Source organism: Microbacterium sp. W4I20 (genome assembly GCF_030816505.1).
Lineage (GTDB): Bacteria > Actinomycetota > Actinomycetes > Actinomycetales > Microbacteriaceae > Microbacterium.
This window is the reverse complement of the sequence record NZ_JAUSYB010000001.1, coordinates 2,686,965-2,713,518: the sequence shown is the minus strand read 5'-3', so window position 1 is coordinate 2,713,518 and position 26,554 is coordinate 2,686,965. Positions and strand designations below refer to the sequence as shown.

Here is a 26,554-nt window from a genome sequence, read left to right as displayed (position 1 = left end):
ACGCCGCTAGGACGCTTCACGGGGTTCGAGGGTGGGAGCGGTCTTCGTGCGTCCCCGCCGGATGTGAACGAACAGGTACCAGCAGTTGATCAGGATCAGGGTGATGTTGAGCGCCACCATGGGCGCACTGCCGAGCAGCAGGTTGTACCCCATGAGCAGCAAGGATGCCCCGAGGTTGAGCCAGCGCAGGCGTGAGATCGTCGGCTGGAGGATCGACACGATCAAGAGGGCACTGCCTGCCCAGCCGACGATCTCACGCCACGCATCCATCAGGACGTCACTTTCCGACGAAGAGGCCGTTGCGCCGCTTCGCGAGGATGTACAGCACCACGCTGATCGCGCACAGGGTGGCGATGTAGATCGGGAACATCCACAGCATCCCCTGGCTCTGCAGCCAGAGCAGCAGGTACGAGGCCGTGCCGCCGAACAGGGCGACGCCGAGGCCGTATCCGAGCCCGAGAGCTGTTCCACGAATGTGCTGCGGCAGGAGCGAGTTGGCCACGACGACGAAGATCGTCATGTTGAGCAGCAGCACGATGGCGCCGCCGAACATCACTCCGGCGAGCGTGCCGATGCCGGGCTGCGCGTAGAGGAGCGCGAGGAAGATGGTCGGGATGGCCAGCAGCCGGGCGACGACGAACCAGCGCGACATCGGGAACCGGTCGAGGATGCGGCTCAGCACGAGGGCTCCGAGCGTCAGGAAGATGCCCATCCCCGTCGTGATGGCGAACACCGCGGTGGGGTCCTCGCCGAAGGTGCCGTTCGCGAGGTTGGGGAGCCCGGCGATCCAGGTGTAGTTGTAGGCCTGGATCGCGCCGACGATGAACACGGCGGCGAGCACGCTCAACCAGTACTTGCGCACATCGCGCCAGACCGAGTTGTCCTTGGTGGGAATGGCGCCGACGGTGCGGATCGCCGCGGTGTCGAGCGTCTCGGGCAGGGTGCGACGCAGCCACAGCACGAGCAGACCGAACACCCCGCCGATGAGGAACGGGATGCGCCAGCCGAAGGCGGCCAGGGCGTCCGGCCCGAGGAGGAGGCTGATGAAGAAGATCGACAGCGGAGCCAGCAGGTTGCCCAGATTGTTGAAGAAGGCGAAGAAGCCGGCGACGTAGCCGGGACGGTTGGGCACCAGTTCGAGGGCGTACGCCGTTCCGAGAGGTGCCTCGACGCCGGCGGAGAGCCCCTGCAGGAGCCGCGCGAGGACGACGATGATCGGGGCGGCCAGTCCGATGGTCTGGAAGTCGGGCAGCACTCCGATGATGAAGCTGCCCAGCGCGACGGCACCGACCGCGCCGATCATGATCTTCCTTCGCCCGAAGCGATCGGCGATGAAGCCGAAGATGACCCCGCCGAGCGGACGTGCGACGAATCCGACGGCGAACACGGCTAGCGCGTTCAGGGTCGAGGCGAGCGTGCTGTCCGAGGGGAAGAACGCGGCGCCGAGGTAGACCGAAAGGAGTCCGAAGATCGCCCAGTCGTACCATTCGAGTGCGTGTCCCCAGCTCAGCGCCCGGAGGTTCCGACGCTCTGTTCTGCTGGCCTTGCTCGTCAACTGCGGCGGTGTGGCGGCCACCATCTCTTCAGTGCTCATGGAGCTCCCTTGCTCTGCCTCCTGGGTGGAGGCGATCGACCTTTGCGTGCGGATAACTCCTGGTCATGGGCCGAGTCCTGTCGTTCAGCAGGGCGCTCGCATCACGGGAAGCAGATCCGATTCTGACTATACTATAGCAATATTCTCCTCGACGAAGGAAAGAGAAGTCCATGAAATCTCTCCCGAGCGACAGCGACGCGCGGCTCATCGATGCCGCGTCCGAACTCCTCCTGCGTGCGCACGATTCGGAGCTGCACCGCGTCGCCGCTGCCGCCCGTGGCGCATCGGGCGAGGTCTATCTGGGCCTCAGCCTGCGCTCCTCCCGGGTGAACGTCTGCGCCGAGAGCTCGGCCCTCGCCAACGCGCGGATCGCGGGCGAGGAGGTCATCGAGACGATGGTCTCGGTCGGCCTCCGCGCCGACGGGACCGCCGTCGTCGTGAACCCGTGCGGCGTGTGCCGCGAGCTCGTTCCGGCGATCGCCCCCGGCATCCGCACCCTGGCCGATGAAGGCGGTGGCCGCGTCGTCTCGGTCGACGCGGGCGATCTGCTGCCGATGCCGTGGGTGCGCGCCCGCACCTACGACTGAGTCGCCCGTGCGGCGGCGCTCGAAGGTGCGAGCGCCGCCGCGCGAACGACTGTCTCAGTGGGTCAGTGCCACGGGAGCGGGCGCCGCAGCACCTCGCCGATGCGCTCGAGCACGCCGTCGAAGTCCATGTCGAACACGACGCGGTGCACGGGCCGCGTCTCGTTCTTCACCGGGTGCACCCCCGCCAGGTAGCGGTCACCGGTCTGCGGATCGAGGAAGGTCTCCAGCGGGCGCATGACCGCGCCGGTCACCAGCTCGGGATGCAGCAGGCTCGCGACCGCCATGCTGTCATTGATGCCCATGACGCGACGGCCTTCCGGCTGCGGGTAGGAGCGCGAATAGAAGCCGGCGTAATCCCGACTGATCTCGGTGATCAGCTGCGCCGGTGCGAAACCGGTCGTCGACGCGATGTCCAGGAAGAAGTCCTCGGGGACGAGGGCCTGGCGCGTGACATACGGCCCGCACCAGGTGACGTCGCCCGCGTGCTGGGCGACCATGCGCGCGGCGTCGATGTCGAAGGACACGTTGGGGTCGCGCGAGACGCGGAACCGGCGATCCTCCCACGGCGCGGTGTCGTGATACAGCGCCGGACCGAGCGTGCCGACGATCGTCGTCGACCGCAGCCGTTCGAGCAGGCGGGGCTCCGCCTCGAGCGCCATCGCGATGTTCGTCTGCGGACCGAGTGCGAGGTAGTCGAGCTCGCCCTCGTGCTGATCCAGCAGGTCGAGCAGCACGGGCACCCCTCGGGGCTCGGACGCCACCGGGCTGGCCGGGCGCAGACCCGTGTTGCCGAAGCCGTCCTCGCCGTGGATCCCGGGATTCATCCGCAGCTCCTGGATCAGAGGAGCATCCGCACCGCGGTAGACCGGGACATCCGGGCGACCGCACGTCTCGAGCACATAGCGGGCGTTGTCGGCGGCACGCTCTCCGGTGGTGTTGCCGAAGACGCTGATCACAGCCACGATCTCGACCTCGGGATCGGCGGCCAGCAGCATCAGGGCCAACGCATCGTCCACACCGGTGTCGGTGTCGACCACGACTTTTCTCATGGGTGTTCTCCTCGTACGGGGGTCAGGGACGGGACAGCCCGAACGCGGCGAACGCGTCCTGCGCCAAGGTCTCGGTCAGGAGGGTGACGAACCGCGCCGCATCGTCTCCGGCTCCCGGACGGGCGCCGATCGCGAACCGGCCGTAGGACTGCAGCTCGTGCGGTATCGGCTCGACGATCTGCGCGCCGGAGACCGACCGCAGCTCGCTGACCTGCTGGATGGCGACGTCGGCGCGACCGTCGAGCACCGCGTCGACGGTCAGGCCGCTCTCGAAGCGGACGGCTCTCTCGTCGATGCGCTCGAGGAGTCCACGCTCGCGGAGGACCTTCATGAAGTGCAGGCCGCTCGCACCGCTGAGCGTGTATGCGACGGCTCGGGCCGCGAGCAGGTAGTCGAGGAATGCATCCGTCGAAGTGTCGGAAGGTGCGGGCGAATCGGCGAGCCGAGCGAATCCCACGGCCGAGACCGCGATCTCGGCGACCTGCGACGCATTCAGCACGCCCTGGGCCGCGAGATCCGTCACCGCCGACGAGACTCCCAGCACCAGATCCGGGCGCTCACCCGCGGCGATGCGGTCGAGCAGCACCGTCGTCGGCTCGAACGTCGCCTCGATGCGGGCGCCCGTCTCGCGCTCGAAGGCGGGGATGACCTGTTCCACGAGGGGCTGTTTGACGACGAGACCGCTGTAGAGGTTGATCACGGGTGAGTCCTTCCGGAGGGAGCAGCGAGCGCGCTCAGCTGCGCCGGGGTGAGCGGAGCCGTGGGCAGCCCGCGGGTGAGGAGGAAGAGCTGCGCGGTGTGCTCGAGCTCTTCGACGGCATCCAGCGCAGCGTCGAGATCGACACCGGCGACGACCGGGCCGTGATTGCGCAGCAGCAGAGCGTGCGTCGTGCGCGCTGCCTTCTCGACGGCGCCCGTCGCGGCCGGGTCACCCGGGGCGAAGTAGGGAAGCATCCGCAGCGTCCCGATCCGCATGCCGTAGTAGGCGGTGAGCGGCGGGATCGGATCGTCGGCATCGACGTCGGCGAGGCACGACACCGCAGCCGAATGGACCGAGTGGGTGTGCACGATCGCGTTGGCCTGGGGGCGCACCCGCAGCATCGCGACGTGCAGGAACGCCTCCTTCGTCGGCGGCGGCCCTTCGACGTGCGTGCCGTCGAGGGCGACGACCGACAACTCGTCGGCGACGACGTCGGCGAGGCTGACCCCGGTCGGGGTGACGACCACACGTTCGCCGTCACGCACCGCGAGATTGCCGGTGCGTCCGTGGGTGAGGCCACGGGCGTGGATCGAGTGCGCGACGCGTTCGATCGCGCGGCGGGCTTCCGTGCTCACGATGAGCTCCCCTGGCGGGCGACGTCGACGAACAGGTCCTCGTCGCCGAAGTTCCCCGACTTGAGCACGAGGTGCACGCCGCGCTTCTCGTCATGGATCCAGGGGGCGCCTGGCGCGACCTCCTCGCCCACGACGGCGGCGGTCGTGCCGAGCGAGCGGATGACCTCGCCCGAGGTCTCTCCGCCGGCGATGAGCATGCGCGTCACGCCGCGGTCGGCGAGCGCCGCCGCCACCAGACCGGCGGTGCGCTCGTACAGCTCACCGGCACCGGGCACGTCGTCGCGACGCTCCGAGGCCGGGCTGGACGAGTAGAGGAGAGCCGACGCGTCGGAGGGCTGTCGGTCCCACCACTCCAGGGCGCGGGCGGCAAGATCCTCGGCGGAGTCGTCGGGCTCGGCGGCCACGCGATACGCGGGGAGTCCTGCGGCCTGGAAGCTGTCGATCTGCTCGAGGGTGCGTCGCGAACAGCTGCCCGCGATGATCGCGGTGCGGCCGAGGGGCGGTGCGGGTGCCGGTTCGCCGGCCACCGTCTCGCGCAGTGCGAGCGCTCCGACCAGCCCGGCAGATCCGGCGACCAGCGGCTCGGCCTCGACGGCATCCGCGATCACGTCGAGATCGGCATCTGTGACGGCGTCGGCGATGAGCTGCAGGATGCCGGCGGCGCGGGCCCCGTCCATCGCCTCACGGACGGCGTCGGCGCCTCGTTGCACGACGTCGAGCGGCAGCATCCCGACCGGCCGTGCCGACTGGGCGGTGAGCAGCCGCGGAACCGACGAATCGCGCATCGGCGTCACGGGGTGATCGCGCATGTGGGTCTCGGCGAGCAGCACGTCGCCGACGAACAGGTGACCGCGGTAGACGGTGCGGCCGTGCAGCGGCGCCGCGGGAGTCGTCACGACCAGGTCGGCGCCGAGGGCGTCGGCGACCGCTTCGGTGATCGGGCCGATGTTGCCGTCGGCGGTGGAGTCGAAGGTCGAGCAGTACTTGACGTAGATGCGATCGGCGCCCTGCGCCCGCAGTGCGGCGAGCGCGGCGAGGCTCTGCGCGACCGCCTCGTCTGCGGGCAGGGACCGCGTCTTCAGCCCGATGACGATGCCGTCCGCGGCGGCCGCGGATTCGGCGATCGACGGCCCGGCGACCGAGGCTTCGGCGGTGTCGGTGCCCAGTACGAGGAGCGTGCGCAGGCCGGCGCGCCGCAGGGCGGCGGCCACGTCGGTCGCGCCGGTGACGTCGTCGGCGATGACGCCGATCATCGGCGGCCCTCCGCGAGCGCGGCGGTCAGTCGGCGCGCCGCGGCGGACGGCCCATCCAGGACCGTCACGCCGAAGCGCTCGGCAAGGGGCGCCGCCGCTTCCGCGAGCGAATACTGGGCGAGGACGACCACGTCGTACGGCTCCTCGACACCGGAGATCGCCGTCGCGAGCACGTCGACGAGGGCCGACGCCGGTAGCGGCACGGCCGCCTCCGGAACCACGACGGCGTGCACGCGGGCAGACGATCCTGCGTCGGTGAAGGCACTAGTCAGACGCGTCCCACTGTCATCCGCCGCCGACTCGAGAGAGGCGGCGAGGAGCACACGGGCGGGCGCGGCAGCGACGGCCTCGGCGAACAGGGGGCCGTCAGCCGAGAGCACGGCGGCGCCATCGGCCCCACGATCGCGGCGGTCGGCCCTGTCGCCGAACTGGGAACAGGTGAGCAGCACCCCATCGGCGCCGCCCGCGAGAGCGAGCTCGATGAGGCCGTCCATGCGGGCGGCGAGCGATGCGGTGATCTCGCCCTCGGCGCGGGCGTCGGCGAGCAGTCGATCGTCGAGCAGGTTCCACACGGTCGCGCCCGGAAGGGCATCGGTGATCGCGGCGGCAGCCGGCGCGATGGCGAGCGGCGTGGCGCTGATGAGCGCGATTCTGGGGTCGGTCATCGGATGATCCTCTCGAGCCAGGACAGGCCGTCGCGGGTACCTGCGACGGGGGCGTACTCGCAGCCGATCCAGCCGGCATAGCCGCTCCGCGCGATCCGGGCGAGCACGCGCTCGTAGGCGATCTCGCCCGTGCCCGGCTCACCGCGCCCGGGGTTGTCGGCGATCTGGACGTGCGCGATCAGAGGATGCAGCCGTTCGAAGCGCTCGATCACGTTCCCGCGGTCGACCTGCGCGTGGTACACGTCGAACAGCACGCCGACGACCTCCGGATCGACGGCCTGCGCCACGGCCGCGGCCGTCTCCATCGAGGCCAGCCCGTACCCGGGTTGATCGCGCTTGTTGATCGCCTCCAGTGCGAGGCGGACTCCCGTGCCCCGCGCCTGCTCGGCCGCCCAGGAGATGTTCGACACGTAGGTCGCGAAGGCGAGGTCGGCGTCGACCTCCGCAGGCCTGATGCCCGCCATGACATGGACGACGCGGGCATCCAGGGCGCCGGCGTACTCCAGCGCACGCAGCACGCCGTCGCGGAACTCCTGCCGCGCGCCGGGTACGTAGGCGGCACCGGAGGCGGTCGGAGAACCGGCCGGCCCGGCGGGCGTGTTGATGAGGATCTGCGCCAGCCCGGCATCGTCCAGCAGGCGACGCACCTCGGCGGGCGCCAGCTCGTACGGGGAGGCGAACTCCACCGCGGTGAACCCCGCCTCGGCCGCGGCGGCGAACCGCTCGACGAACGGCACCTCGGTGAACATCCACTTCAGGTTCGCGGCGAGGCGCACCACGCCCGAAGACGACTCGACGATCATGCGGGCACCGCGTTGTACTGGGGATTCACCACGAACTCGGGCGACGCACCGCCGAGGGCGGCGATCACGTTGCGCGCCGCCATACGGCCCGACTCGCCGCGCGCCTCGCGGGTGGCACCGGCGACATGCGTGGTCGCGAGGATGCCGGGAGTGTGCAGGAGCGGGCTGGACGGGCTCAGCGGCTCGTCGGCGAAGACGTCGAGGGCGGCGCCGCCGATCCGGCCGTTCCGCACGGCATCGACCAGCTCATCCTCGTCAACGATGCCGCCGCGCGCGGTGTTGATGAGCACCGCGTCATCCTTCATCAGGGACAGACGAGAGGCGTCGAGGAGGTTCCGCGTCGATTCGTCGAGGAAGAGATGCAGGGTCACGAAGTCCGCCTCGCGCAGCAGCTCGTCGAGTTCGAGACGACGGATGCCGTGGGCGGCGGCGAACGCCTCATCGAAGTAGGGGTCGTACGCGACGATGTCCATGCCGAAGCCGGCGGCGATCGTCGCGACCGCCTTGCCGATCGAGCCGAGCCCGAGGATGCCGAGGGTCGACCCCTGAAGCTCTCGCCCGGTCAGCTGCTGCCACTTCCCCGCGGCCAGGTTGCTCACGTTCTCGGGGATCCGCCGAGCACAGGCCAGTGCGAGGGCGAAGACGTGCTCTGCGACGGCCTGGCGGTTGGCGCCGGGGGTGATGCACACGGGCACCCGCCGCGCGGTGGCGGCCGTCACGTCGACGCTGTCGTAGCCGACACCGGTCCGCACGATGATCTGCAGGTCTGGCGCCAGCGCGAGTTCGTCCTCGCCGAGCGGTCGGGTCCCGGCGATGATCGCCCGCACTCCGGACAGGGTCCATGCGCGGTCCACCGGGGACAGCTGGGCCAGCTCGGGTTCGTGATGCGTCGTGAGGCCTGCGGAGCGCAGCATCCGATCGACTTCGTCGCCGGGTTCGAGGAACGCGGTGGTGATCAGCACATCGTGGGAGTCGGTCGAGTTCACCAGATCCCTCCTTCGTAGTCGGGGGCGGCGAATGCGCCGCCGTGCAGGGTGGGTGCGGGGGCTGCGAGATCGACGCCGTCGGCGTGGTCCGCCGCGTCGTCGAGTGGTGCGTAGCCGATGGCGGCCCAGCCGGCGTCGCCGTTCCACCAGCGGCCGGTGTTGGCCGAGCATCCGTAGACGACCTGGCAGCCCACGGGGGCGCTCTCGATCGCGCAGCGGAACAGTTCGACTCCGTCGCGCCAGCTCAGCCAGAGGGCGAGCTGGCGGATGTCTTCGGGCTCCGGTCGGAAGGTGCCGATGCGTACGAGCACCGACTCGATACCCCACTTGTCGTGGTACAGGCTGGCGAGCGCTTCGCCGAACGCCTTCGAGACGCCGTAATAGGTGTCAGGGCGGAGCAGCGCACTCTCGTCGAGGATCTCGCTCGCCGGGTGGAACCCGACGACGTGGTTCGAGCTGGCGTAGACGACGCGGCGCACGCCGGCCCGTCTCGCCGCTTCGTAGACGTTGTACGTGCCGTCGATGTTGACGCGGCGGATCTCGTCGAACGACGACTCGTCGGCGATCCCGCCGAGGTGCACGATGACGTCGACGCCCTCGGCAGCCGCGACGAGCTCGTCGAGATCGGCCAGATCACCCACGACGATCTGCTCACCGGGGAAGAGCTTCTCATCCGAGGCGGAGCGCGCGAACAGCACGACGCGGTCGTAGCGAGCGGCGAGACCCTCGCGGATCACCCGGCCCATGCGTCCGGTCCCCCCGGTGTACAGAACTGTCGTCATCGTCGTTTTCCCTCCTGCATCGTCGGCGCTCAGCCGATGCTGCGGTCCTCTTCGCCGTGTGCCGCATCTGCGAAGTAGCCGATCGCCGCACGCTGCGGATGCTGGCGTCGCGCCTCGCCGTTCTCCCAGCGCAGCGCCACGTCGTGCCCCGGCACGAGAGTGGCGCCGGTGTCGGTCAGCAGCGAGCGCAGGGCGACGATGGTGGCGGCGCTGGCTTCGGCATCGAGGGTCGAGTCGACCCGGCCCGAGCCCAGTTCGTAGACGTTCTTCACCGCGTCGCCCGCGAAGACCCGCTGCTCGTCGGCGCGTTCGAGATGGAAGGCCAGGTGATGCGGCGTGTGGCCGGGACTGTCGATGACATGGATGCCGGGAAGCACTTCCTGTCCCCCGGACATCCGCTCGACACCGTGGGTGCGACGAAGCAGCTCCTGCACGTGCAGGTCGGGGATGAAGGGCGTTCCCGCCGGCTGATCCGCCGCCCAGCGCAGTTCCCGCTCGCTGACCCAGGTGGTCGCGTTGGCGAACATCGGGAAGTTGGAGACGTGATCCCAGTGCATGTGGGTCAGCAGCACGTCGGTCACGTCATCCGTCGTCAGCCCGTAGCGCTCGAGTCCGGCATGGATGAGCGGGATGTAGGCGGGCTGCCCGGCGTCGATGAGCACTCGGCGGATGCCGTCGTCGAGGAGCCAGAGGCTGCTCCAGCCGAAGGCGCCGTGAGAGGTCGACTTTCCGGGGAATCCCTCGATCAGCGGACGCGCGACGTAGCCGGTCGATCTCGTCGTCCCGGTCCCCGTCGTCGGCGTGACCTCGCTGTTCTGCGCTCGCATAAAAAATAGTATAGCGCAAAAAAACCCGGCCCGACCGGGCGGATCAGCCTTCGAGAAGCCTCTCGGTCGCGCCGATGATGTGGCGACGCATGGCCTCGGCCGCCTTGTCGGCATCGCCGGCCGAGATCGCCGCGTAGACCTCGTCGTGCTCCGGAGCTGCGCTCACGGCACCCGTGCGTCCGACCTTGGAAAACAGACGGAACCGTTGGATCTGCCCGCCGAGCGCGGCGTAGGAGAGCTCCAGAAAGGCGTTGCCGGACTGCGCGGCGATCATCATGTGGAATCGCGCGTCGCTCCGCCAGTAGAGGTCGAAGCCCTCGGTCTCCGTGTCGGCGACCTCGGCCGACCGATAGAAGTCCTCGACCGCCTCACGCAGCCCCGCCAGGAATTCGGGCGTCGCGCGCTGCGCGGCCTCGTAGGCGAGCCGTGGCTCCAACAGCACCCTGGCCTCACCCAGCTGCTCCACCTCGGTGCGCGTCATCACCGGGGCCACGCGGTAGCCGCGCAGCGCCTCGCGCTGCACCAGTCCGGTGTGCTCCAGACGGGCGAGCGCCTCACGCAGAGGGGTCTGGCTGACATCGAGCTCGCGCGACAGGGCTCCGATGTTCAGGCTCTGTCCGGCTGCCCGCTCCCCCGACATGAACTGATGCAGCAGCACATCGTACATTCGGTCGGCGATGGGCTGCTTCGTCGATCGACCGGCCACGTCATCTCCCTCACAGTCCGTCTGTCGAGACTATCGGTCGCCTTCCTCGGCGCCCGTACGGACTCGCGGCCGTCAGTCTATTCGCGACCGCTCGCGGCTCCGATGTCGGCACCGACCCGGTCGGCTCGCGCGCCGACGAGCCAGGCGCGCGGCGAGCGCCCGATCCGCTGTGCGAAGGCCCGCGAGAACGCCGAGGCACTCGCGTAGCCGAGCTCCGCGGCGACCGTGCTCACCGACGTCCCGGCGCGGAGGTTCTCCTGCGCGATGGTCAGCCGCCATTCGGTCAGGTAGTCCACCGGCGTCTGGCCGACGACGTCCTTGAATCGCGAGGCGAACGCACTGCGCGACATGTTGGCCTGACGGGCCATGGTCTGCAGCGTCCAGGACTCGCCCGGTGCCTCGTGCACGGCGACGAGCGCCGGAGAGAGACGCTCGTCGGCGAGACCCGACAGCAGGCTCTGTTTCAGGGCGAGGTGCGACGGGTTGTCGAGCATCCATCGCAGCAGCTGGATGAGGACGACCTCGAACAGCCGGTCGGCGAGGATCGGACGCCCGCAGCGCACGTTGTCGACCTCGGAGAAGAGCAGATCGAGCGCGGGGGTGAGAGTGGCCACCTCGTCGAGCGGAAGGATGATGACCGACGGCAGGGCCTGCACGAGCGGATGCGTGGCGCCGCCGTCGAAGTCGAGGGTCGCGCAGGTGAAGTCGGACTCCTCGGTCGGCGCGTTGAGGAACGAGTGATCGCTCGGCCGCGGGAAGAACAGCAGGCTCGGGCGCGTGATCTGCACTCGTTCCGTGGCGCCCCGCTCATCGGTGACCATCAGCTCCATCTCGCCACGGCGCAGCACGTGCAGGAAACCGCGGCCCGGCTCGGCAGGGAAGGCGGTCACGCCGCAGAGCGGACCGGCATGGAAGAGCTGCGTGCGCACCCGGAATCGCTGCAGCAGAGGAGTGAGCCGGTCGACGGGGGTCATGACCTCAGTTTGTGGACGAATCGTCACGAAGTCAAGACGAGATGATACGCAGAGTCCTGCCCATCGCGGAAGACTGAGTTCAAGCCCGAACCAGGGCCTCACTTCCATCAAGGAGCATCACATGCCCAACGTCCCCCTCATCGACCGCGAGACCGCCACCGGATCGGTCAAGGAGCACCTCGACCAGATCACGTCCGCGTTCGGCACCGTGCCCGCCATGTTCAAGGCCGTGGCGAACTCGCCCGCCGCTCTCGCGAGCATGTGGGGCTCCTTCGGCGCCTTCGGCGGCGGCACCCTCGGTGCGGCACTCGGCGAGCAGATCGCCGTGGCGGTCGCGAACCGCAACTCCTGCGAGTACTGCCTCGCCGCCCACACCGCCCTGGGCAAGAAGGCCGGCCTCTCCCGTGACACTCTCGCCGCGGCGCAGGACGGACAGTCCGACGACCCGAAGACGGCGGCCCTGCTGGACTTCGCGCTCAAGCTCGTCAACGACCGCGGTCAGCTCTCCGCGGCCGACGTGCAGGCCGTGCGCGAGCAGGGGTGGAACGACGAGCAGATCGTCGAGACCATCGGGCAGGTCGCGCTCAACCTGTTCACGAACTACGTGAACATCGCCCTCGACGTCCCGATCGACTTCCCCAACGTCCCGCTCCGTCGCGCCAGCTGACAGCCATGCCCGATTCGGCCCTCTCCACCGGGCTGTTCAGCCTCGACGTCTCGTCGTGGCTGAACAGCCCGCCGATCTCGATCGAGTCCCTCCGCGGTCGCGTCGTCGTGATCGAGGCGTTCCAGATGCTCTGCCCGGGATGCATCAGCCACGGACTGCCGCTCGCGCAGCGCATCCACCGCACGTTCTCCCGCGACGAGGTCGTGGTCCTCGGGCTGCACACCGTCTTCGAGCATCACGCAGTGATGGGACGGGACGCGCTCGAGGTCTTCCTGTCCGAGTACCGGATCGACTTTCCCGTTGCGATCGACCGCCCGATCCCTGGGCAGGCGCTCCCCGCGACCATGCAGCGATACGGACTGCGCGGTACGCCGTCGATGCTGATCGTCGATCGCGAGGGGCGCCTCCGCGATGTCGCCTTCGGTGCCGTGGACGAACTCGCCCTCGGGACCTACCTCGGTCGGCTGCTCACGGAGTCGCCCGCCGAGCCGGGTCACTCCCCCGGTCAAGTCACTCCGTCCGACGTCGCGTTCTGCGACGTCGACGGGAACTGCGCCTGATCCCTCAGCATCCGCCACACCCAACGAAAGGCACGACCATGACCGATTCCTGGCTCCCGTCCCTGCTCACCCAGACGCCCGAACAGGGGTACGCCCTCGCCGTCAAGCTCTCCCGTACCGCGGTGAAACTCACGCAGCCCTCCGCGGAGGTGCGCGAGCGGGTGCGCGCCGACTATGCCGAAGACTTCAGCGCACTCATCGCCATCTCGCAGGTCGTCGCGACGAACTTCCAGACGGTCTCGGCTGCTAACGGGTACTGGCGGGGGTGACGGGTCAGGGCGCCGAGATGGCGAGATAGTTCGTTCCCCTACGCTCCGGGTTCGGCCGCGTCTCGATCGGAAGTCCGCGAGCGAGGACGGAATCCAGGGTGCGAAGGCGGAAAGCCAGAGACCACTCAGCCATGGGTTTGTCTCTGACCTCCCGCCTTCGCGGCTCATGGGGGCGACTGGCCCGAAGGGACGGGTCAGCGTCTCAGCCGACGACTCGCATCCGAGATCTCATCGTGCGGCGACGTCGACCTGGATCTTCGGACCCGGGCCGCGGTCCTTCGGGTGGGTGCCGGCGAGCACCTCGGGTAGCCCTTCGAGAGAGGTCGTCGTGGATACGAGTGGCCGTGGGTCCACGGATCCGTCTGCGAAGGCAGCGATCGTCGAGTCGAGCCCTGCTGACGCACCGAGGATGCCGACAGCGGTGACGTCTTTGAGCGCGATCGTTCGCGAGTCGACGAAACTCGGGCTCCCCGCGAGACCGACATGGACCACGTGCCGCCCCGGCTCGACGAGCTCGTGCGCTCTCGCCGGGAGCTCGGGAGCGTTCGACGCGTCGATGACCGCGTGCCATGGTACGTCGGGAAGATCGTCAGCGGTCCAGACGCCGTCCCATCCGAGCGATCGCGCGAAATCTAGCGACATGCCGGGGCGGCCCAGGAGATGGACTTCCACACCTGCTGCCCGAGCGAACATGGCGCAGAGAAGCCCGATAGTTCCAGGCCCGAGGATGAGTAAGCGCTCCCCTCTCCGCAGCTGCGCGGCGTCGACCGATCGCCATGCGTTGCCCCCGGGCTCCACCAAGGCCCCCGCAGCGTCGTCGACGGCGTCCGGCAGTGCGTGCAGCGACGAGACCGGAACCGCGACCTGCTCGGCGAGCGCGCCGGGTCTGCCGCCCCTGACGCCCAGCTCGACGCGAAACGCGCACACGTGATGGAACCCGTGGCGGCACCGTTCGCAGTTCCCACAGCCGATCATGGTGTCGCCGGTCACACGTCTACCGATCCAAGGTTGGTCGGCACCGTCTGCCACGGCTGAGACGGTGCCCATCCACTCGTGCCCGATGCGGAGCGGGTACGCGGCGTTCCCGTCATGCAGATACGGCATCTCTCCCGTGAACAGCTCGAAGTCGGTGCCGCAGATTCCTGCGCGTCGCACGTCCACGAGGACCTCGCCCGAGACGGGCACGGGGGGTTCCACGTCCTCCACTCTCGCCGCGTGAGGGCCTGAGATCACGAGCGCCTTCACCGGGGTGCCACCACCGTCTGCCTCTGCGTCCCGAGCCCATCGATGCCGAGAGTGACCTCGTCCCCGGGCTGGAGCCAGATCGGTGGGGTGAATCCGAGTCCCACGCCCGGCGGCGTACCGGTGTTGATCAGATCACCCGGCTCCAGGATCATGAACTGACTGATGTAGTGGACAAGGAAATAGGGGTCGAAGATCATCGTCGACGTCGACCCGGTCTGCCGGCGCACCCCGTTGACATCCAGCCACATCCCGAGATCGCGCACGTCGTCGATCTCGTCGTCCGTCACCAGCCACGGCCCCGCCGGGTTGAACGTCTCCGCCGACTTCCCCTTGAGCCATTGCCCACCGCGCTCCATCTGGAAAGCGCGTTCGCTGACATCGTTGACGAGCACCCACCCGGCGATGTGTTTCCTCGCGTCGTCGACCGATTCGAGGTAGCTGGTGCGCTTTCCTATCACTATGCCGAGTTCGACCTCCCAGTCGGGCTTGGTCGACCCCCGAGGAATCCGCACGTCGTCATACGGTCCCACCAGGGTGTTCGGTGATTTCGTGAAGAGAATCGGCTCGTCCGGCACAGGCAGACCGGACTCCGCCGCGTGGTCCGCGTAATTCAGCCCGACGCAGATGATCTGATGCGGTCGCGCGATCGGCGAGCCGATGCGCTTACCTTCCAGGGAGAGGGCCTGCCCGGCAGCCGCTCGATCGGCAACGATCGCCTCGATCCGATCGAGTCCACCCGAGCCGAAAAACGTCTCGTCGAAGTCCTCGACGACATCCGACAGGTCTACGTACTGATCGTCGCGCACCAACGCGGCAGGCCGCTCCGCCCCCGCGGGACCGATTCGCATGATCTTCATTCTTTTCCTTCCGAGAGAGATGTTCGACGGCCGCTTCGCCGAGACGAAGCTCTGCCTTGAGCGGTGAGACGACAGGGAGCCGTCGTCCGGGAACCCGAGCGGGTCGAGCGAGAAGCAGACGGTTCAATGAGATTCACGTGACACCGCCGCCCCAGATCGGCCGACGAGGAAATCCAGGTCAGCGCCTTGATCCGCCTGAAGTACATGGTCGATATACAGCCGCTCCCACCCGCGACGCGGATTGGCGTACCCGTTGACCGTGCTCTCGTTGGGGCGACGCCCCGCGAGTTCTTCTGCAGAGACCTCGAGGTCGAGTCGACGATTGCGCACGTCGAGGCTGATCCAGTCTCCGCTCTGCACGAGTGAGAGGGGCCCACCTGCAGCGGCTTCGGGCGTGACGTGCAGGATGACAGTGCCGTAGGCGGTGCCGGACATCCGTCCGTCGCAGATGCGGACGATGTCTCGGACTCCGCGCTCGAGGAGCTTCTTCGGCAACGGCAGGTTCGATACTTCGGGCATGCCGGGATAGCCCCGCGGTCCGCAGCCACGCAGCACCATGACGCTGCCTTCGTCAATGTCCAGAGCCGGGTCGTCGATGCGCGCATGAAAGTCTTCGATGCTGTCGAACACCACCGCACGACCTCGATGCTTGAGAAGGTGCGGAGATGCCGCCGCCGGCTTGATGATGGCGCCGCCGGGAGCGAGTGAGCCTCGGAGAACGCTGATACCCGCGGCGGCGATGAGGGGCTCCGAGCGGGGCGCGATGACCTGGGGGTCCCACACGTGAGCATCGTCGAGGTAATCCACGAACGGGCGCCCGGTGATCGTCAGGGCGTCGGGGTCAAGGAGGTCCCTCACCTCCTTCATCACGGCGAGGAATCCGCCGGCGCGGTAGAGGTCGTCCATCAGATACTTCCCCGCCGGCTGGAGGTTCACCAGGAGAGGCACCTCTGCGCCGATTCGATCGAAGTCGTCGACCTCGAGGTCGATGCCGAGCCGGCCGGCTACGGCAAGCAGATGCACGACCGCGTTTGTGGAGCCGCCGATCGCAGCGAGAGCGACGATCGCATTGTGGAAGCTGCCTCTCGTCAGGAAGGTCGAGGGGCGCCGGTCCTCCGTCACCAGTTGCACGGCGAGGCGACCGCTCTCATGGGCGGCCTCCAAGAGGCGGGCATCCGGCGCCGGCGTTCCCGCGACTCCGGGGATGACGACGCCGAGAGCTTCCGCTACCAGGGCCATCGTCGATGCCGTGCCCATGGTGTTGCAATGACCCTTGGAGCGGATCATCGAAGACTCGGACCTGAGGAAGGCTACCTCCGACAGAGTCCCGGCACGGACCTCCTCGCTCAGCCGCCAGACATCCGTCCCGCAGCCCAGGGCCTCGTTTCGGAAGTGGCCCGTCAACATCGGGCCCCCGGGAACGACGACGGCCGGCAGATCGACGGATGCTGCGGCCATCAGGAGCGAGGGAATCGTCTTGTCGCAGCCGCCGAGAAGCACGGTGCCGTCGATCGGGTTCGCGCGCAGCATCTCCTCGGTCGCCATCGCCGCCATGTTGCGCCACAGCATGGCGGTGGGTCGCACCTGCGTCTCACCGAGCGACACGACGGGCAGCTCCAACGGAATTCCGCCCGCTTCGTAGATGCCATTCTTCACCGACTGCGCGATCTCAGTCAGATGCGAGTTGCACGGGGTGAGGTCGGATGCCGTGTTGGCGATCGCGATCTGCGGGCGTCCCTCGAAGGCGCTCGCCGGTACACCCCGTCGCATCCACGCCCGATGAATGTAGGCGTTTCGGTCTTCTCCTCCGTACCATTCGGAGCTTCTGTACTCAGTCATCATTCGTGGCGACCCAGGTCCGACCAGTGCGGGTGTCGACGGGCACGTTCGTGCAACGAAGCGAAGCCCGCGCTGCCGTCGTCATCGATGACGGTGAGCGTCGCGTGCGGTGGCTGAACAGGCATCGTCGTCAACTCCGTGAAGTCGTCCCACAGCTGCTCGGCATTCACGAAGCTCCTGCTGCGCCCGTCGCCATAGTGGACCGTCAGCAGCCGGCGCGGGACAGGGACCACGAGCTCGTCATCGACCCGGTATCGCTCGAGCGCATCTTCGTCCACGGTCACCCCGAGTCCGGGGCGAGTCGGAACCTCGACGTGCCCGCCTTCGATGCGCAGCGGCGACACGATCAGGTCGTCCGCGTAGGTGTTCATGACGGTCACCGCGGGAAGGCGGGCGGCGGGCAGTACCGCATTGAGTGCGGCGGTGAACGCCGTCGTGATCCCCGTCCCGCAGACCTGCAGAAAAACGTCTTTATGAAGCAGATCGGCGGCGGCGGCGCGGTTCAACATGCTCGTCACCCCGGGAGGGCTGATCACGTAGGCATCGATGGAATCGTCACGAGTCCACACGGGGAAGAGAGCGGGGTCGAAGTGTTCGGCGAGCAGAACCGGAACGGCGTCGTGAATGCGACGATGCCCCGCCGCATCTGAGCGTCGGACCGGACTCTCGAACAGGCCGATCTTCGGCATCTCCGCGATCTCCATGAGAACGGGCAGCGCGTGCGCTGCATCGAGGAGCATCGAGTTCCAGTCGATGTCCACGCGATACTCGGGCGGAGTGGAGCGGTCGATGGCGGCGAGCTGCTCGCGCACATCGAACCAGGGTCGCGCCTTGATCTTCTGCGCGAGGTAGCCCGCCTCCACGGAGCGAGCCGCTTCCTCGCCGAGCAGCTCGGCAGGCATCTTCGTATTCCACCAGGCGAGAGGGGTGCGGTCCCGGACCTGCGGACGGCCGAACAGGCGGTGCACGGGAACGCCGATCGACTGCGCCGCCGCGTCGTAGAGCGCCATCTGCAGACTGAGCCCGAGACGGTCGTCAGCCGCGTGCTCGATCGGAAGCCGTCCAGTGACAGCCTCCATCGCCGACGGCGTGGTGCAGAACTCGGCGTAGATGGAGAGCGCCTCACCGTAACCGACGATCGCCGGGTCTTCTGTGCGCACCCGCACGATCTCGAGAAGCTCCCACTGGGAGTTGTTGATGCTGTTCCACCGGGCGACCGCGCCGTCGAACGGGACACGTACTCGGAATCGCTCGACCACGGTGATGCGCGGGGCGTTATTCGGTCGCCGGGCATGCGGCAGCGCTGGACGATCCCGGCCAAAAGTACTCATATATGAACGTCAGTTCCTCTCTATGATCGCTAATCATGGCAGCCTCGGGGGTGCTCGTCAATCTGCCCCGGCGAATCGCAGGTTCTTGACTTCTCGCCCCCACGCGGTCACGCTAAGCCACAGCACAAACAGAAACTGAGTTCAGCTCCCTGAACTCAATAGCCAATTTGATTGGAGTCAACATGACCGGAATAGGACGACGCGCCTTCCTCGGCGCCGGTGGCATCACGCTGGCCACGGCCGCTGCAGGCTTGGGTTCCCTCTCGGCGGCCGCAAGCACGACACCTCAGCCATCGGTCGTGCGCGACGTCGCGCAACGGCCATCCGCGGGCGGAGCGAGCTTCGTGCGCCGCGCACCTCGTAACTCCGGCGCACGCAAGCTCATCGAAGCTGGCTGGGACATGCCAGGGGCAGTGTTCGTCCGTGACAACATCGCCGCTATGCAGCTCACGCAGTTCGACGGTGTGATCTTCAATCTCATGGAGAACCCGGGTACCAAGTACGTACAGGCCTTCGATGTCTTCGGCCCGCAGCAGGTACTCACCCTCGCCGACATGAAGCTCGATGTCCTCGAGGCGATCGAATGGGGATCGTTCACCGACAACTTCATCTACGCGTACGCGTACGCACAAGCGGCCGGCGGCATTGACTGGTTCGACGATGCGATCTGGAACAATTCCGCGGCCAAGATCGCCCTTCTCGGACAGGCTCTCTCCGCTTCCGGCGCGAAGGGTATCGCCCTGGACCCAGAGGACTACGGCGCCGACACCTGGATCTACTCGTCCGCGCAGTTCCCCGGAAAGACCTATGCCCAGGTGTGCGCGCAGGTGCGTCACCGCGGTGCCCAGTTCATGACCGCGCTGCAGACCGCGAAGCCCGACGTGATCGTGCTCTTCTACTTCCTGGGGGTCATGCTGCGATACCAATCCGAGAACTACGAAGGCCACGAGTACGACTCCCCCTACGCGACCTTCCCCGCGTTCGTCGGCGGCATGCTCTCGACCATGGCCGAGACCGTCACCATCGTCGACGGCAGTGAGGATGACTACTACCACGACGAAACGACGCAGTTCTTGCGGAGCCGGCAGTACCAGGAGGGCGCCTGGTACCTGCTCCCCGCGACCGAGCACGAGGCGTACGGCCGCATCGAGATGGGCTCGACGGTCTACGTCGACAACACGCTCGGCCATGCGCGAGCCGGGATCGCATCGAAGTACGCGTACTACTCGTCACTCACAGCGACGGATGTGCAGAAGTGGTATGAGCACAACGTCTACCACTCGATGCTGAAGAGCGATCGGTACACCTGGATCTACAGCGAGGAGATGACCTGGTGGAATCCGACGGCGCCGTTTGCCGGTGCATACGACGGCCTGGTGAATGCCAAGGCGAAGTTCAACGCCGGGAACCGTCTCGGCTTCGATCTGTGCCGCTACACGGGCTTTCTCGACCTCGCCGTCAAGCCGGTCGCCGTCTCCAGCGCCGTCCTGTCTCTCACCGGCCCGGCGCACGGAGCGATTAAGGCCGAAGGAGACGTCGTGATCCTGAACGCATCCCTCGCCGCCCCGGCGGACGTGCACTCCTACGTCTTCTACGACAACGGCAGGGAGATCGAGACCTCCCTGTACGCACCGCACCGCGCCGCGATCACGCTGAGCAAGGGTGCGCACACGTTCGTCGCCCGTTGTGCCTTTCTCGCGGATACGACGCACGTCACGTCGAACCTGCTGACGGTCGTCGCGAGCTGACCGGCGCGGCGGTGATGCGCCACGTCGTCACCGCCGCGTCAGAACCCGGGCGATGTTGTGCATCGTGGCCCCGAGAACATGCTCCTGGCTGATACCGGCGGAAAGCATCTTCGGGACGAAGTCGCGGATGAGCCAGTCGTAGCCTCGCCCTCCGTACGATCGCAGCGCTGATCGTTGCGCGATGTCGGTGCCGAGCACGATCCGGTCCGCATGCCCGTTCGCGATGAGGGCATCGATGCTGCGCAGACGCACGCTGTCATTCGGGTAGCCGTCGTTCTCGTATCCGACGTTGTCGATGCTCAGGTAGACGCCCCGATCGGCGATCCGGAGCAGGTGGTCCGTGTCCTCGCGATCACCGAGGTGACTGATGACGATGCGGTCCGGCGCGACGCCGACCTCTTCGAGCAGGTCGATCTGCTCCAGCGCGAGTTCCCCGAAATGCGTCGTGTGGGTGATGATCGCACATCCGGTCGCGAGGCTCGCGAGCGCTGCGGCACGGAACACGCGCTCCTCCGCGGGTGAGATGACGCCGCGCTCGGTACCGATCTCACCGATGAATCCCGCCACGATATCCGTGCCGTCGAAACCGGTCGTCAGGTGCCGCACGAGCACGTCGGCGAGCTGCGTCGAGGTCTTCGCTCCGACCTCGGGCCCCCAGACCCGTTCGCGGTACCACCCGCAGCCCAGGACGATGTTGACATCGGTCGCCTCCGAGACGCGACGCAGGGCATCCGGGCGCGGGGTGATGCCCGTCGTGGTGCAATCGACAAGGGTGCCGCCGCCCGCTTCCTTGAACCACCGCAGCTCCTGAGCGGCGACGTTCTCGTCGTCGAAGATGACGTCGTAGCTGTTGATCAGATCGAAGTAATCCCACAGGATGTGCTCGTGGCTGTGCGTGATGCCGAGCGCCTCCGGGGCGAGCGGTCCTGTGACGGATGTCACTGTTCCTGAAGTCATCGGATGCCTTTCTGTCTCGACCCCGAGAGGATCGTGTCGTTCACCAGCCGGAGGCCGGAAGACCGTGACGGTCGACGACAACGGGAACACGCGTACGCATGCTCTCCGCGATCGCTTCCGTCGTCGCGACGACCAGCGCCCCGAGGCGACTGCTCGCTCCCGCGGGCACCTCTCCACCTCTGGCTACCTCGACGAGAGCCGCGGTCGGGGACTCCGGGCGGTTGGCGGCCTCTTCCGCCGACAGCCGGATGACCTCGGCGCGCGCTCCGTCGATACGGAGGGTTCGCTCGGCGAAGTCGAGAAGCAGTTCTCCGGCGGAGCCGACGAGCGCGAGCTGCCACCCGACGCCCGGGGACCGTGCGCTCGTGCTCGCGCACGAGATCGCGACGCCGGCGCCGTCTGCGAGCTCGCCGGCGACCGCGAGATGCAGATCGAGCGGGCCCGCGTTCCGGCCCGCCGTCGCGAACACGCGATCGAGCGACTGCCCCGTCAACCAGCTGAGCATGCCGAGGCCATGGCTGAGAGTCGTGGTGAGCGCCCCTCCTCCGGAGACGGCAGGGTCTCGGTATGTCGACTGCTCGCTGCGGACGCCACCCCTCTGCCAGTCCAGCTCGGCGGTGCCGGTGAGCAGTTCGCGCAGGTTCGCGTGCAGTCGCACCTCGACGTGCTCGATCGATCCGATCCGATCCGCGTCGAGCGCCTGCTTGGCCCGTGCGAACAGCGCCGAGAACGGCCATCCGAATCCGACGAGAAGCCCGCGCTCCGCCGCGACGGATGCCTCCAGCATCGCCTGAGCGCCGGCGCTGGTGAGCGCCATCGGCTTCTCGCAGAGCGTGTGCGCCCCCGATCGGAGCGCCGCGACGACCTGCTCCTCGTGCGCGTCCGGCGGGCTGCTCACCACGATGGCGTCGAGGCCGGCATCCGTCACGTCGTGCCAGTCCGTGGTGGTCTGTGCGACGGAGAAGAGCGAGCCGATGCGCTCCGCCGTGTCCCGCTCCCTGCTCGAGACGATGACGATCTCGACATCATCGATGGCGGCGAGCGCGGGCAGGTGCACAGCCGTGGACCAGGAGCCCGCGCCGATGACTCCGACTCGCATCCGCGACAACTTGACCTCCGAAGATAGGGGACCACAAGTTCAAGTATGTGAGCCAAGGTTCAAGTATGAATCTTGGCGTCTTTTCCTCGCTTCGTCAAGCAACCTGCGGGCGGGGAGCGAAGGCCCGGACCAGGGCGGGATGAGCGCCGATCGCCTCCACGAATCGCCGAGCCATGATGTCGAACCCGCCCTGATCCGGATGGAGCCCGTCGTACAGGTGCGTCGCATCTTCGACCCCGAACAACTCCCTCCCGTCAATCAGGTGCAGTTCCGCGTCGACGACTGCCCGCGCACGGACCACATCGCCGATGATGCGCCGGGTCTCTTCGAGCGTGAGCTCGTCCTCCCGCGGGGGCACGCTGACCGTGCCCGTCAAGATCCCCTCCGGCGACCAGACCGTCGGACCCGGAGTGTGTTCGTGCATCGGACAGATGATCGCGCTGATCACGACGATCGGAGTGTCGGGATGGCCCTGTCGGATGAGGTCGAGGAAGCCGTGCAACGCAGGTCCGAGCGTGCGGGCCGTCAGCGCCGACGCATTGACGATGTTGATCCCCACCTTCAGCGTGATCACGTCAGCAGCTGCATCGGAGATCGCCCGCGCGACGAATGGATCGAGCATCGCGTTGCCCGCGAAGGAGAAGGAGTGCAGATCGACCCCGAGTGCGTGCGCGGCGAGCGCCGGCCACCCGCTCAGCGGATCCACGGCCTCGTTGCACTGGCTGATCGAACTGCCGTAGTGGATCCAGCGGGGTGCGCTGGGCGCCGGCGCAGGAAGCAGAGGCGCGTCGGCCTCGATCGCCCGCAGCTCCACCTGCGCATTGTGCGGCAGCCAGATCTCCACCACCCGGCCGCCGCTCGGGGACTCGTCGTCGAGCACGAGATCTACGGCCTGTTGCGCGCCACGCACCAGCGAGAGCGTGCCGTCGTCCGTTTCCGTCCACAGGTCGACCTGCGCGATATCCCCCCTCGCGACGACCCTGCGTGCAGGGCCGGAGCCGGTCGTCGCCAGCCACGGCGACGTCCGTCGGGCCACGGCCTCCACATCCGCTTCTGTTTCCGACACGTAGTGCGCGATGCGAGCATCCACCCTGATACGTGAGGCAGCCGTCGATACTCGCAGGCGAACCCCCACGGGGCAGCGCACCATGCGGGCGAGCGACACATTCGGGAACTGCGCGTGCGCCAGACGCGGGAGGCGGAGCGGAGTGATCGCCCCCTCGGCGCGCTCCACGTCGACCATTCCGACGAGAAACCTCTCGAGGGCCGCACCCTCGATCCGAACGGTCGTCATCCGGGCAGTCCTTCCGAGGCGAGCAGGACCCCCGCTTCGCGCGCTCGGCGCTTCGCGGCCCGCCGATCGTGCAGGTACGCCACTCCGTACGCCGCGAAGTACAGCGCGATCATCGGCACGGCCAGCACGACCATCGACACGACGTCGGCGGCTGGCGTCGCGAACGCCGTGAAGATCACGATCACGAGGATCGCCCAGCGCCAGCCTCGGATGATGCTGGACGCCGCGAGCACGCCGACGGCGTTCAGCAGCACGAGGAACACCGGAAGCACGAAGGCGACTCCCACGGCGATCGTGAGCTTCAGCACGAAGTCGTAGTAGGTCGCCGCGTCGAGGAAGTTGCCCGCCGCCTCGGGGGTGAACCCGAGCATGAGCACGACGATGTGCGGCAGCACATACCACCCGGCGAAGCAGCCGAGGAGGAAGAGCGGGAGGGCCGCACTGACGAAGCCGGCGGCGACGCCGACCTCCTTGCGCGTGAGCGCGGGCACGAGATAGGCCCAGATCTGATAGAGCCAGACCGGACTCGCGACGACGATCCCCACGGTCAGGGCGATCTTCATCCGCAGGTCGAAGGCGCTCGTCACATTCGCGAAGTTGAGGAACGCGCGCCCTTGCCCTTCCTCGATGGCGCGCACGGGCGCGCTCATCACGATGATGAGGAACTCCGACAGGAAGAACCCGACGACCACTCCGATGAGCACGGCGATGGCCGAGATGAAGAGCCGCCTGCGCAGTTCGACCAGATGCCCGCCGATCGACATGCGCCTTTCGCGGGACTGAGCCCGCCGCACACCGCGCATCGTCAGACCGGTTCAGGCGTCGAGGTTCTGCCGCGGCGGTTCGGCGCGCAGAGGTGGCGCCACCACTGACGCGGCCGGGACGACGGGCGCGTCATCGAGCGGGGAAGCCGACACCTCGTTCTCTTCCTTCATCGTCTTCACTTCGCTCTTGAACACGCGCATCGACTGACCGACGCTCTGAGCGAGACGAGGGAGCTTCGCCGCACCGAAGAGCAACAGCACGACGGCGAGGAGGATGAGCAGGTGCCAACCAGAGAGGGCGTTTCCGAACATGGTCTATGACTCCGGATCTATGAGTTGTGCAGGAACAGCGGTCGTGGTCGACGCTGCGGGGTTCGTCGGGCGAGGCGAATCGTCGAGAAGCGCGTCCTGGATGATGCGCCGCGGGTCGTACTGCCGGGGATCAAGCTTCTTCCAGTCGACATCGTCAAACTCCGGCCCGACCTGATCGCGGAGACGGTCTCGCGCGCCGCCCGCCATCTCCTTCAGCCCTCTGACCATGCGCGCGAGACCTGCGGCCGCCGCGGGGAGACGTTCGGGGCCGATCAGGAACGCGGCAAGGACTGCGATCAGGGTGATCTTGTCGATCGTCAGTCCGAACATGAGTTCACACTAGTGGACGATCGACCCAATTGCGAGGAAATGATGTAGAGTTGGTTCAGATATGTGATCGATGTTCGCACCAGACTTGGGCGCACCGATTACTCAGCATCTTCGGAGGCCCATGTTCGACATCCGGTCCTTTCGCGTCGGAACCCTTCCCGCGCCGCGCTGGGAGGTTCTCTTCGGAGAGAACGACACGACCCTCGTCCCCCTCGAGTTCTCGGTGTGGCTCCTGCGCTCCGCCGAGCACATCGGCATCATCGACACCGGCCTCCCTCTCGACCCTGCAGATCGGGGAGCACTCGATCGCGCGAACCAGGGCGTGCACGAGGACGCGATCTTCCAGGAACCGCGCACATTGGCCGATGCTTACGCCGCATTCGGCATCACCCCGGAGCAGGTCGACTTCGCTCTCGTCACCCAGGCCGTCACGTATTCGACCGGCGGCCTGAGTCCGGACCTGCTCCCCCGCGCACACGTGTACGTCGCCCGCGCCGGCGTGCTCGAGTTCCTCGACGGCGCACCAGGTCACCCCGCGCCTGAGTTCTACTTCACTGCGGACGCGTGGGCGGCACTGCGCACATTCGGTATCGACGGACGCCTGCACCTGGTCGACGAGCGCGCGGAGGTGGTGCCCGGCGTCGTCTTCGAAGCCACCGGGGGACACCACCCCGGGTCCGCGGGCGTCATCGTGCAGACCGAGATCGGATCGGTCGGCATCCTCGAGACGGCGTTCACCCAGGAGAACCTGGATCAGCGTCGCCCGATCGGCATCGCCGAGGATGTCGCCACGTGTCGCCGGGTCATCGAGCGCTATCTCGCCGAATGCGAGCTCGTGATCCCGATCCACGAGGCGGGCCTGAGCGGAACCATGCAGAATGTACTCCACAAGCTCTCAGGGGGCTCGCCGTGACCTCATCCGCGACCGGTCAACCCACCCACCATCGACCCGGCGCCTCGGCGCAATCCCGCACTGAAGGAGACCCCGTGCCGAACACCGACGTCAGCACGAAGGAAGTTCGTCCTCCGTCGAGCAGCACCCGGACGCCCGCAGTCCCGTCCGGCAGCTCGATCAAGTCCGCTGAGCGCGTGATGGATCTGTTGGACCTGCTGTCGCAGCACGAGGACGGTCAGAGCTTCGGCGCGATCCGCGAGGCTCTCAGCCTGCCGAAGAGCAGCCTCCACGGCCTCCTCCAAGTCATGACGAACCGCGGGTATCTCGACCTGGACCCCGACGACAAGGTTTATCGAATCGGCGTACGAGCGTGGCAGGTCGGCCGGGGCTTCGTACTCCCCGATCATCTCGCCGCAGCGGGCAAGGTCTTCCTCCGGGAAGCACGGGATCAGCTCAACGAGACGATCCAGATGGCGGTCCTCGACGGGATCGAGAACGTCTACATCGCAAAAGAGGATTCGGATCAGCCACTTCGCCTCTTCTCCGAGGTCGGGAAGCGACTGCCGGCCTACACGACCGGTCTCGGCAAGGTGCTGCTGTCCGCCCTGCCGGAAGAGGAAGTCATCCGTCGGTTCACCGGGGTACGGATGCGGAAGTACACGGACCAGACAATCAGTTCACTCCCTGAACTCCTGCAAGTGCTGCAGGCTGCGCGCGAGCGCGGGTACTCCGAGGACACCGGCGAGTACACCGAAGGGCTCTACTGCATCGCCGTTCCGGTGTTCAACACCGAGCGGCGGCGTAGTGGCGGCCATCAGCTGCTCGA

29 protein-coding genes and 1 pseudogene are annotated in these 26,554 nt (G+C 67.6%); 7 read left to right on the top strand and 23 right to left on the bottom strand.

What is annotated here, in order from left to right; genetic code table 11:
• Positions 1-6 precede the first annotated feature (6 nt).
• Together QFZ21_RS13210 and QFZ21_RS13205 are read right to left on the bottom strand one after the other, a co-directional pair.
• Positions 7-270 carry a hypothetical protein gene (locus QFZ21_RS13210; RefSeq protein ID WP_307378550.1) on the bottom strand — a complete coding sequence of 88 codons (264 nt, stop codon included), beginning with the start codon at positions 268-270 and terminating at the stop codon, positions 7-9.
• Positions 271-277: 7 nt separating this feature from the next.
• Positions 278-1,594: an MFS transporter gene (locus QFZ21_RS13205; RefSeq protein WP_307378548.1), complete on the bottom strand. Its 1,317-nt coding sequence runs from the start codon at positions 1,592-1,594 to the stop codon at positions 278-280.
• Between the two features lie 170 nt (positions 1,595-1,764).
• Here QFZ21_RS13205 and QFZ21_RS13200 point away from each other — a divergent pair, with 170 nt between their 5' ends.
• Complete coding sequence (locus QFZ21_RS13200) at positions 1,765-2,181, top strand: cytidine deaminase (RefSeq protein WP_307378546.1); 417 nt, start codon at positions 1,765-1,767, stop codon at positions 2,179-2,181.
• Between the two features lie 62 nt (positions 2,182-2,243).
• On the opposite strand, the gene QFZ21_RS13195 is transcribed toward QFZ21_RS13200, so the two are convergent.
• The 11 genes from QFZ21_RS13195 to QFZ21_RS13145 form a co-directional block, all read right to left on the bottom strand.
• Positions 2,244-3,230, bottom strand: coding sequence for a nucleoside hydrolase (locus QFZ21_RS13195; protein ID WP_307378543.1), 987 nt, complete (start codon positions 3,228-3,230; stop codon positions 2,244-2,246).
• Between the two features lie 22 nt (positions 3,231-3,252).
• Positions 3,253-3,930: a substrate-binding domain-containing protein gene (locus tag QFZ21_RS13190; RefSeq protein ID WP_307378541.1), complete on the bottom strand. Its 678-nt coding sequence runs from the start codon at positions 3,928-3,930 to the stop codon at positions 3,253-3,255.
• Positions 3,927-4,565: a class II aldolase/adducin family protein gene (locus QFZ21_RS13185; protein WP_307378539.1), complete on the bottom strand. Its 639-nt coding sequence runs from the start codon at positions 4,563-4,565 to the stop codon at positions 3,927-3,929. Before QFZ21_RS13185 ends, QFZ21_RS13190 begins: the two co-directional genes overlap by 4 nt.
• The gene (otnK, locus tag QFZ21_RS13180) at positions 4,562-5,818 is read right to left on the bottom strand and encodes a 3-oxo-tetronate kinase (protein ID WP_307378538.1); all 1,257 of its coding nucleotides are present in this window, start codon (positions 5,816-5,818) and stop codon (positions 4,562-4,564) included. The genes QFZ21_RS13185 and otnK overlap by 4 nt, the downstream gene beginning before the upstream one ends.
• Entirely contained in the window at positions 5,815-6,483 is a 669-nt protein-coding gene (locus QFZ21_RS13175) for a hypothetical protein (protein WP_307378536.1), read from the bottom strand. The genes otnK and QFZ21_RS13175 overlap by 4 nt, the downstream gene beginning before the upstream one ends.
• Entirely contained in the window at positions 6,480-7,286 is an 807-nt protein-coding gene (locus QFZ21_RS13170) for a hydroxypyruvate isomerase family protein (protein WP_307378534.1), read from the bottom strand. Before QFZ21_RS13170 ends, QFZ21_RS13175 begins: the two co-directional genes overlap by 4 nt.
• The gene (locus QFZ21_RS13165) at positions 7,283-8,272 is read right to left on the bottom strand and encodes a phosphoglycerate dehydrogenase (protein ID WP_307378532.1); all 990 of its coding nucleotides are present in this window, start codon (positions 8,270-8,272) and stop codon (positions 7,283-7,285) included. Before QFZ21_RS13165 ends, QFZ21_RS13170 begins: the two co-directional genes overlap by 4 nt.
• Positions 8,269-9,054: an NAD(P)-dependent oxidoreductase gene (locus QFZ21_RS13160; protein ID WP_307378529.1), complete on the bottom strand. Its 786-nt coding sequence runs from the start codon at positions 9,052-9,054 to the stop codon at positions 8,269-8,271. Before QFZ21_RS13160 ends, QFZ21_RS13165 begins: the two co-directional genes overlap by 4 nt.
• A gap of 29 nt (positions 9,055-9,083) precedes the next feature.
• Positions 9,084-9,881, bottom strand: coding sequence for an MBL fold metallo-hydrolase (locus tag QFZ21_RS13155; RefSeq protein WP_307378527.1), 798 nt, complete (start codon positions 9,879-9,881; stop codon positions 9,084-9,086).
• 43 nt (positions 9,882-9,924) lie between these two features.
• Complete coding sequence (locus QFZ21_RS13150; RefSeq protein ID WP_307378523.1) at positions 9,925-10,587, bottom strand: GntR family transcriptional regulator; 663 nt, start codon at positions 10,585-10,587, stop codon at positions 9,925-9,927.
• A gap of 77 nt (positions 10,588-10,664) precedes the next feature.
• Entirely contained in the window at positions 10,665-11,561 is an 897-nt protein-coding gene (locus QFZ21_RS13145; RefSeq protein ID WP_307378520.1) for an AraC family transcriptional regulator, read from the bottom strand.
• 121 nt (positions 11,562-11,682) lie between these two features.
• Between QFZ21_RS13145 and QFZ21_RS13140 the strand changes: the two genes are divergently transcribed.
• From QFZ21_RS13140 to QFZ21_RS13130, 3 genes are read left to right on the top strand one after another with little or no spacing between them, the layout of a single operon-like run.
• Positions 11,683-12,228 carry a carboxymuconolactone decarboxylase family protein gene (locus QFZ21_RS13140; RefSeq protein WP_307378518.1) on the top strand — a complete coding sequence of 182 codons (546 nt, stop codon included), beginning with the start codon at positions 11,683-11,685 and terminating at the stop codon, positions 12,226-12,228.
• Positions 12,229-12,233: 5 nt separating this feature from the next.
• The gene (locus QFZ21_RS13135) at positions 12,234-12,788 is read left to right on the top strand and encodes a TlpA family protein disulfide reductase (protein ID WP_307378515.1); all 555 of its coding nucleotides are present in this window, start codon (positions 12,234-12,236) and stop codon (positions 12,786-12,788) included.
• A 38-nt stretch (positions 12,789-12,826) separates the two neighbouring features.
• Positions 12,827-13,057 (top strand): hexameric tyrosine-coordinated heme protein, encoded by a 231-nt coding sequence (locus tag QFZ21_RS13130; RefSeq protein WP_307378513.1) that lies wholly within the window; start codon positions 12,827-12,829, stop codon positions 13,055-13,057.
• Positions 13,058-13,285: 228 nt separating this feature from the next.
• Here the strand turns inward: QFZ21_RS13130 and QFZ21_RS13125 are convergent, their stop codons facing one another.
• From QFZ21_RS13125 to QFZ21_RS13110, 4 genes are all read right to left on the bottom strand, one after another.
• Positions 13,286-14,254 carry a zinc-binding dehydrogenase gene (locus tag QFZ21_RS13125; protein WP_307378510.1) on the bottom strand — a complete coding sequence of 323 codons (969 nt, stop codon included), beginning with the start codon at positions 14,252-14,254 and terminating at the stop codon, positions 13,286-13,288.
• Positions 14,255-14,298: 44 nt separating this feature from the next.
• Complete coding sequence (locus QFZ21_RS13120) at positions 14,299-15,159, bottom strand: fumarylacetoacetate hydrolase family protein (protein WP_307378507.1); 861 nt, start codon at positions 15,157-15,159, stop codon at positions 14,299-14,301.
• 123 nt (positions 15,160-15,282) lie between these two features.
• Positions 15,283-17,001, bottom strand: coding sequence for an IlvD/Edd family dehydratase (locus QFZ21_RS13115; protein ID WP_373426021.1), 1,719 nt, complete (start codon positions 16,999-17,001; stop codon positions 15,283-15,285).
• Positions 16,998-18,257, bottom strand: a complete 1,260-nt coding sequence (locus QFZ21_RS13110) for a mandelate racemase/muconate lactonizing enzyme family protein (RefSeq protein ID WP_307378503.1) — start codon at positions 18,255-18,257, stop codon at positions 16,998-17,000. The genes QFZ21_RS13115 and QFZ21_RS13110 overlap by 4 nt, the downstream gene beginning before the upstream one ends.
• 254 nt (positions 18,258-18,511) lie before the next feature.
• Here QFZ21_RS13110 and QFZ21_RS13105 point away from each other — a divergent pair, with 254 nt between their 5' ends.
• The gene (locus tag QFZ21_RS13105) at positions 18,512-20,077 is read left to right on the top strand and encodes a hypothetical protein (protein WP_307378501.1); all 1,566 of its coding nucleotides are present in this window, start codon (positions 18,512-18,514) and stop codon (positions 20,075-20,077) included.
• A 27-nt stretch (positions 20,078-20,104) separates the two neighbouring features.
• Here the strand turns inward: QFZ21_RS13105 and QFZ21_RS13100 are convergent, their stop codons facing one another.
• From QFZ21_RS13100 to QFZ21_RS13075, 6 genes are all read right to left on the bottom strand, one after another.
• Complete coding sequence (locus tag QFZ21_RS13100) at positions 20,105-21,019, bottom strand: phosphotriesterase (protein ID WP_307378499.1); 915 nt, start codon at positions 21,017-21,019, stop codon at positions 20,105-20,107.
• Positions 21,020-21,074: 55 nt separating this feature from the next.
• On the bottom strand, positions 21,075-22,133 hold the full coding sequence (locus QFZ21_RS13095) for a Gfo/Idh/MocA family protein (protein ID WP_307378497.1): 1,059 nt from the start codon (positions 22,131-22,133) through the stop codon (positions 21,075-21,077).
• 94 nt (positions 22,134-22,227) lie between these two features.
• On the bottom strand, positions 22,228-23,427 hold the full coding sequence (locus tag QFZ21_RS13090) for a GDSL-type esterase/lipase family protein (protein WP_307378495.1): 1,200 nt from the start codon (positions 23,425-23,427) through the stop codon (positions 22,228-22,230).
• Positions 23,424-24,191, bottom strand: a complete 768-nt coding sequence (gene tatC, locus QFZ21_RS13085; RefSeq protein WP_307378494.1) for a twin-arginine translocase subunit TatC — start codon at positions 24,189-24,191, stop codon at positions 23,424-23,426. The genes QFZ21_RS13090 and tatC overlap by 4 nt, the downstream gene beginning before the upstream one ends.
• Before the next feature lie 51 nt (positions 24,192-24,242).
• Entirely contained in the window at positions 24,243-24,503 is a 261-nt protein-coding gene (gene tatA / locus QFZ21_RS13080) for a Sec-independent protein translocase subunit TatA (RefSeq protein ID WP_307378492.1), read from the bottom strand.
• Between the two features lie 3 nt (positions 24,504-24,506).
• Positions 24,507-24,833: a Sec-independent protein translocase TatB gene (locus QFZ21_RS13075; RefSeq protein ID WP_307378489.1), complete on the bottom strand. Its 327-nt coding sequence runs from the start codon at positions 24,831-24,833 to the stop codon at positions 24,507-24,509.
• 121 nt (positions 24,834-24,954) lie between these two features.
• On the opposite strand from QFZ21_RS13075, the gene QFZ21_RS13070 reads away from it, so the two are divergent.
• Together QFZ21_RS13070 and QFZ21_RS21110 are read left to right on the top strand one after the other, a co-directional pair.
• A complete protein-coding gene (locus QFZ21_RS13070) occupies positions 24,955-25,746 on the top strand; it encodes a hypothetical protein (protein ID WP_307378487.1) in 792 nt (263 codons plus the stop codon).
• A pseudogene (locus tag QFZ21_RS21110) lies at positions 25,659-26,516 on the top strand (IclR family transcriptional regulator); the annotation flags it as partial. The gene QFZ21_RS13070 and the pseudogene QFZ21_RS21110, both read left to right, overlap by 88 nt.
• Between the last annotated feature and the right edge of the window lie 38 nt (positions 26,517-26,554).

Excerpts from the sequence above, each read along its gene's own strand:
- QFZ21_RS13210 (WP_307378550.1), bottom strand. The coding sequence starts at position 270 with ATGGATGCGTGGCGTGAGATCGTCGGCTGGGCAGGCAGTGCCCTCTTG.
- QFZ21_RS13205 (WP_307378548.1), bottom strand. The coding sequence starts at position 1,594 with ATGAGCACTGAAGAGATGGTGGCCGCCACACCGCCGCAGTTGACGAGC.
- QFZ21_RS13200 (WP_307378546.1), top strand. The coding sequence starts at position 1,765 with ATGAAATCTCTCCCGAGCGACAGCGACGCGCGGCTCATCGATGCCGCG.
- QFZ21_RS13195 (WP_307378543.1), bottom strand. The coding sequence starts at position 3,230 with ATGAGAAAAGTCGTGGTCGACACCGACACCGGTGTGGACGATGCGTTG.
- otnK (WP_307378538.1), bottom strand. The coding sequence starts at position 5,818 with ATGATCGGCGTCATCGCCGACGACGTCACCGGCGCGACCGACGTGGCC.
- QFZ21_RS13175 (WP_307378536.1), bottom strand. The coding sequence starts at position 6,483 with ATGACCGACCCCAGAATCGCGCTCATCAGCGCCACGCCGCTCGCCATC.
- QFZ21_RS13170 (WP_307378534.1), bottom strand. The coding sequence starts at position 7,286 with ATGATCGTCGAGTCGTCTTCGGGCGTGGTGCGCCTCGCCGCGAACCTG.
- QFZ21_RS13160 (WP_307378529.1), bottom strand. The coding sequence starts at position 9,054 with ATGACGACAGTTCTGTACACCGGGGGGACCGGACGCATGGGCCGGGTG.
- QFZ21_RS13155 (WP_307378527.1), bottom strand. The coding sequence starts at position 9,881 with ATGCGAGCGCAGAACAGCGAGGTCACGCCGACGACGGGGACCGGGACG.
- QFZ21_RS13145 (WP_307378520.1), bottom strand. The coding sequence starts at position 11,561 with ATGACCCCCGTCGACCGGCTCACTCCTCTGCTGCAGCGATTCCGGGTG.
- QFZ21_RS13140 (WP_307378518.1), top strand. The coding sequence starts at position 11,683 with ATGCCCAACGTCCCCCTCATCGACCGCGAGACCGCCACCGGATCGGTC.
- QFZ21_RS13135 (WP_307378515.1), top strand. The coding sequence starts at position 12,234 with ATGCCCGATTCGGCCCTCTCCACCGGGCTGTTCAGCCTCGACGTCTCG.
- QFZ21_RS13130 (WP_307378513.1), top strand. The coding sequence starts at position 12,827 with ATGACCGATTCCTGGCTCCCGTCCCTGCTCACCCAGACGCCCGAACAG.
- QFZ21_RS13120 (WP_307378507.1), bottom strand. The coding sequence starts at position 15,159 with ATGAAGATCATGCGAATCGGTCCCGCGGGGGCGGAGCGGCCTGCCGCG.
- QFZ21_RS13115 (WP_373426021.1), bottom strand. The coding sequence starts at position 17,001 with ATGATGACTGAGTACAGAAGCTCCGAATGGTACGGAGGAGAAGACCGA.
- QFZ21_RS13105 (WP_307378501.1), top strand. The coding sequence starts at position 18,512 with ATGACCGGAATAGGACGACGCGCCTTCCTCGGCGCCGGTGGCATCACG.
- QFZ21_RS13095 (WP_307378497.1), bottom strand. The coding sequence starts at position 22,133 with ATGCGAGTCGGAGTCATCGGCGCGGGCTCCTGGTCCACGGCTGTGCAC.
- QFZ21_RS13090 (WP_307378495.1), bottom strand. The coding sequence starts at position 23,427 with ATGACGACCGTTCGGATCGAGGGTGCGGCCCTCGAGAGGTTTCTCGTC.
- tatC (WP_307378494.1), bottom strand. The coding sequence starts at position 24,191 with ATGTCGATCGGCGGGCATCTGGTCGAACTGCGCAGGCGGCTCTTCATC.
- tatA (WP_307378492.1), bottom strand. The coding sequence starts at position 24,503 with ATGTTCGGAAACGCCCTCTCTGGTTGGCACCTGCTCATCCTCCTCGCC.
- QFZ21_RS13075 (WP_307378489.1), bottom strand. The coding sequence starts at position 24,833 with ATGTTCGGACTGACGATCGACAAGATCACCCTGATCGCAGTCCTTGCC.
- QFZ21_RS13070 (WP_307378487.1), top strand. The coding sequence starts at position 24,955 with ATGTTCGACATCCGGTCCTTTCGCGTCGGAACCCTTCCCGCGCCGCGC.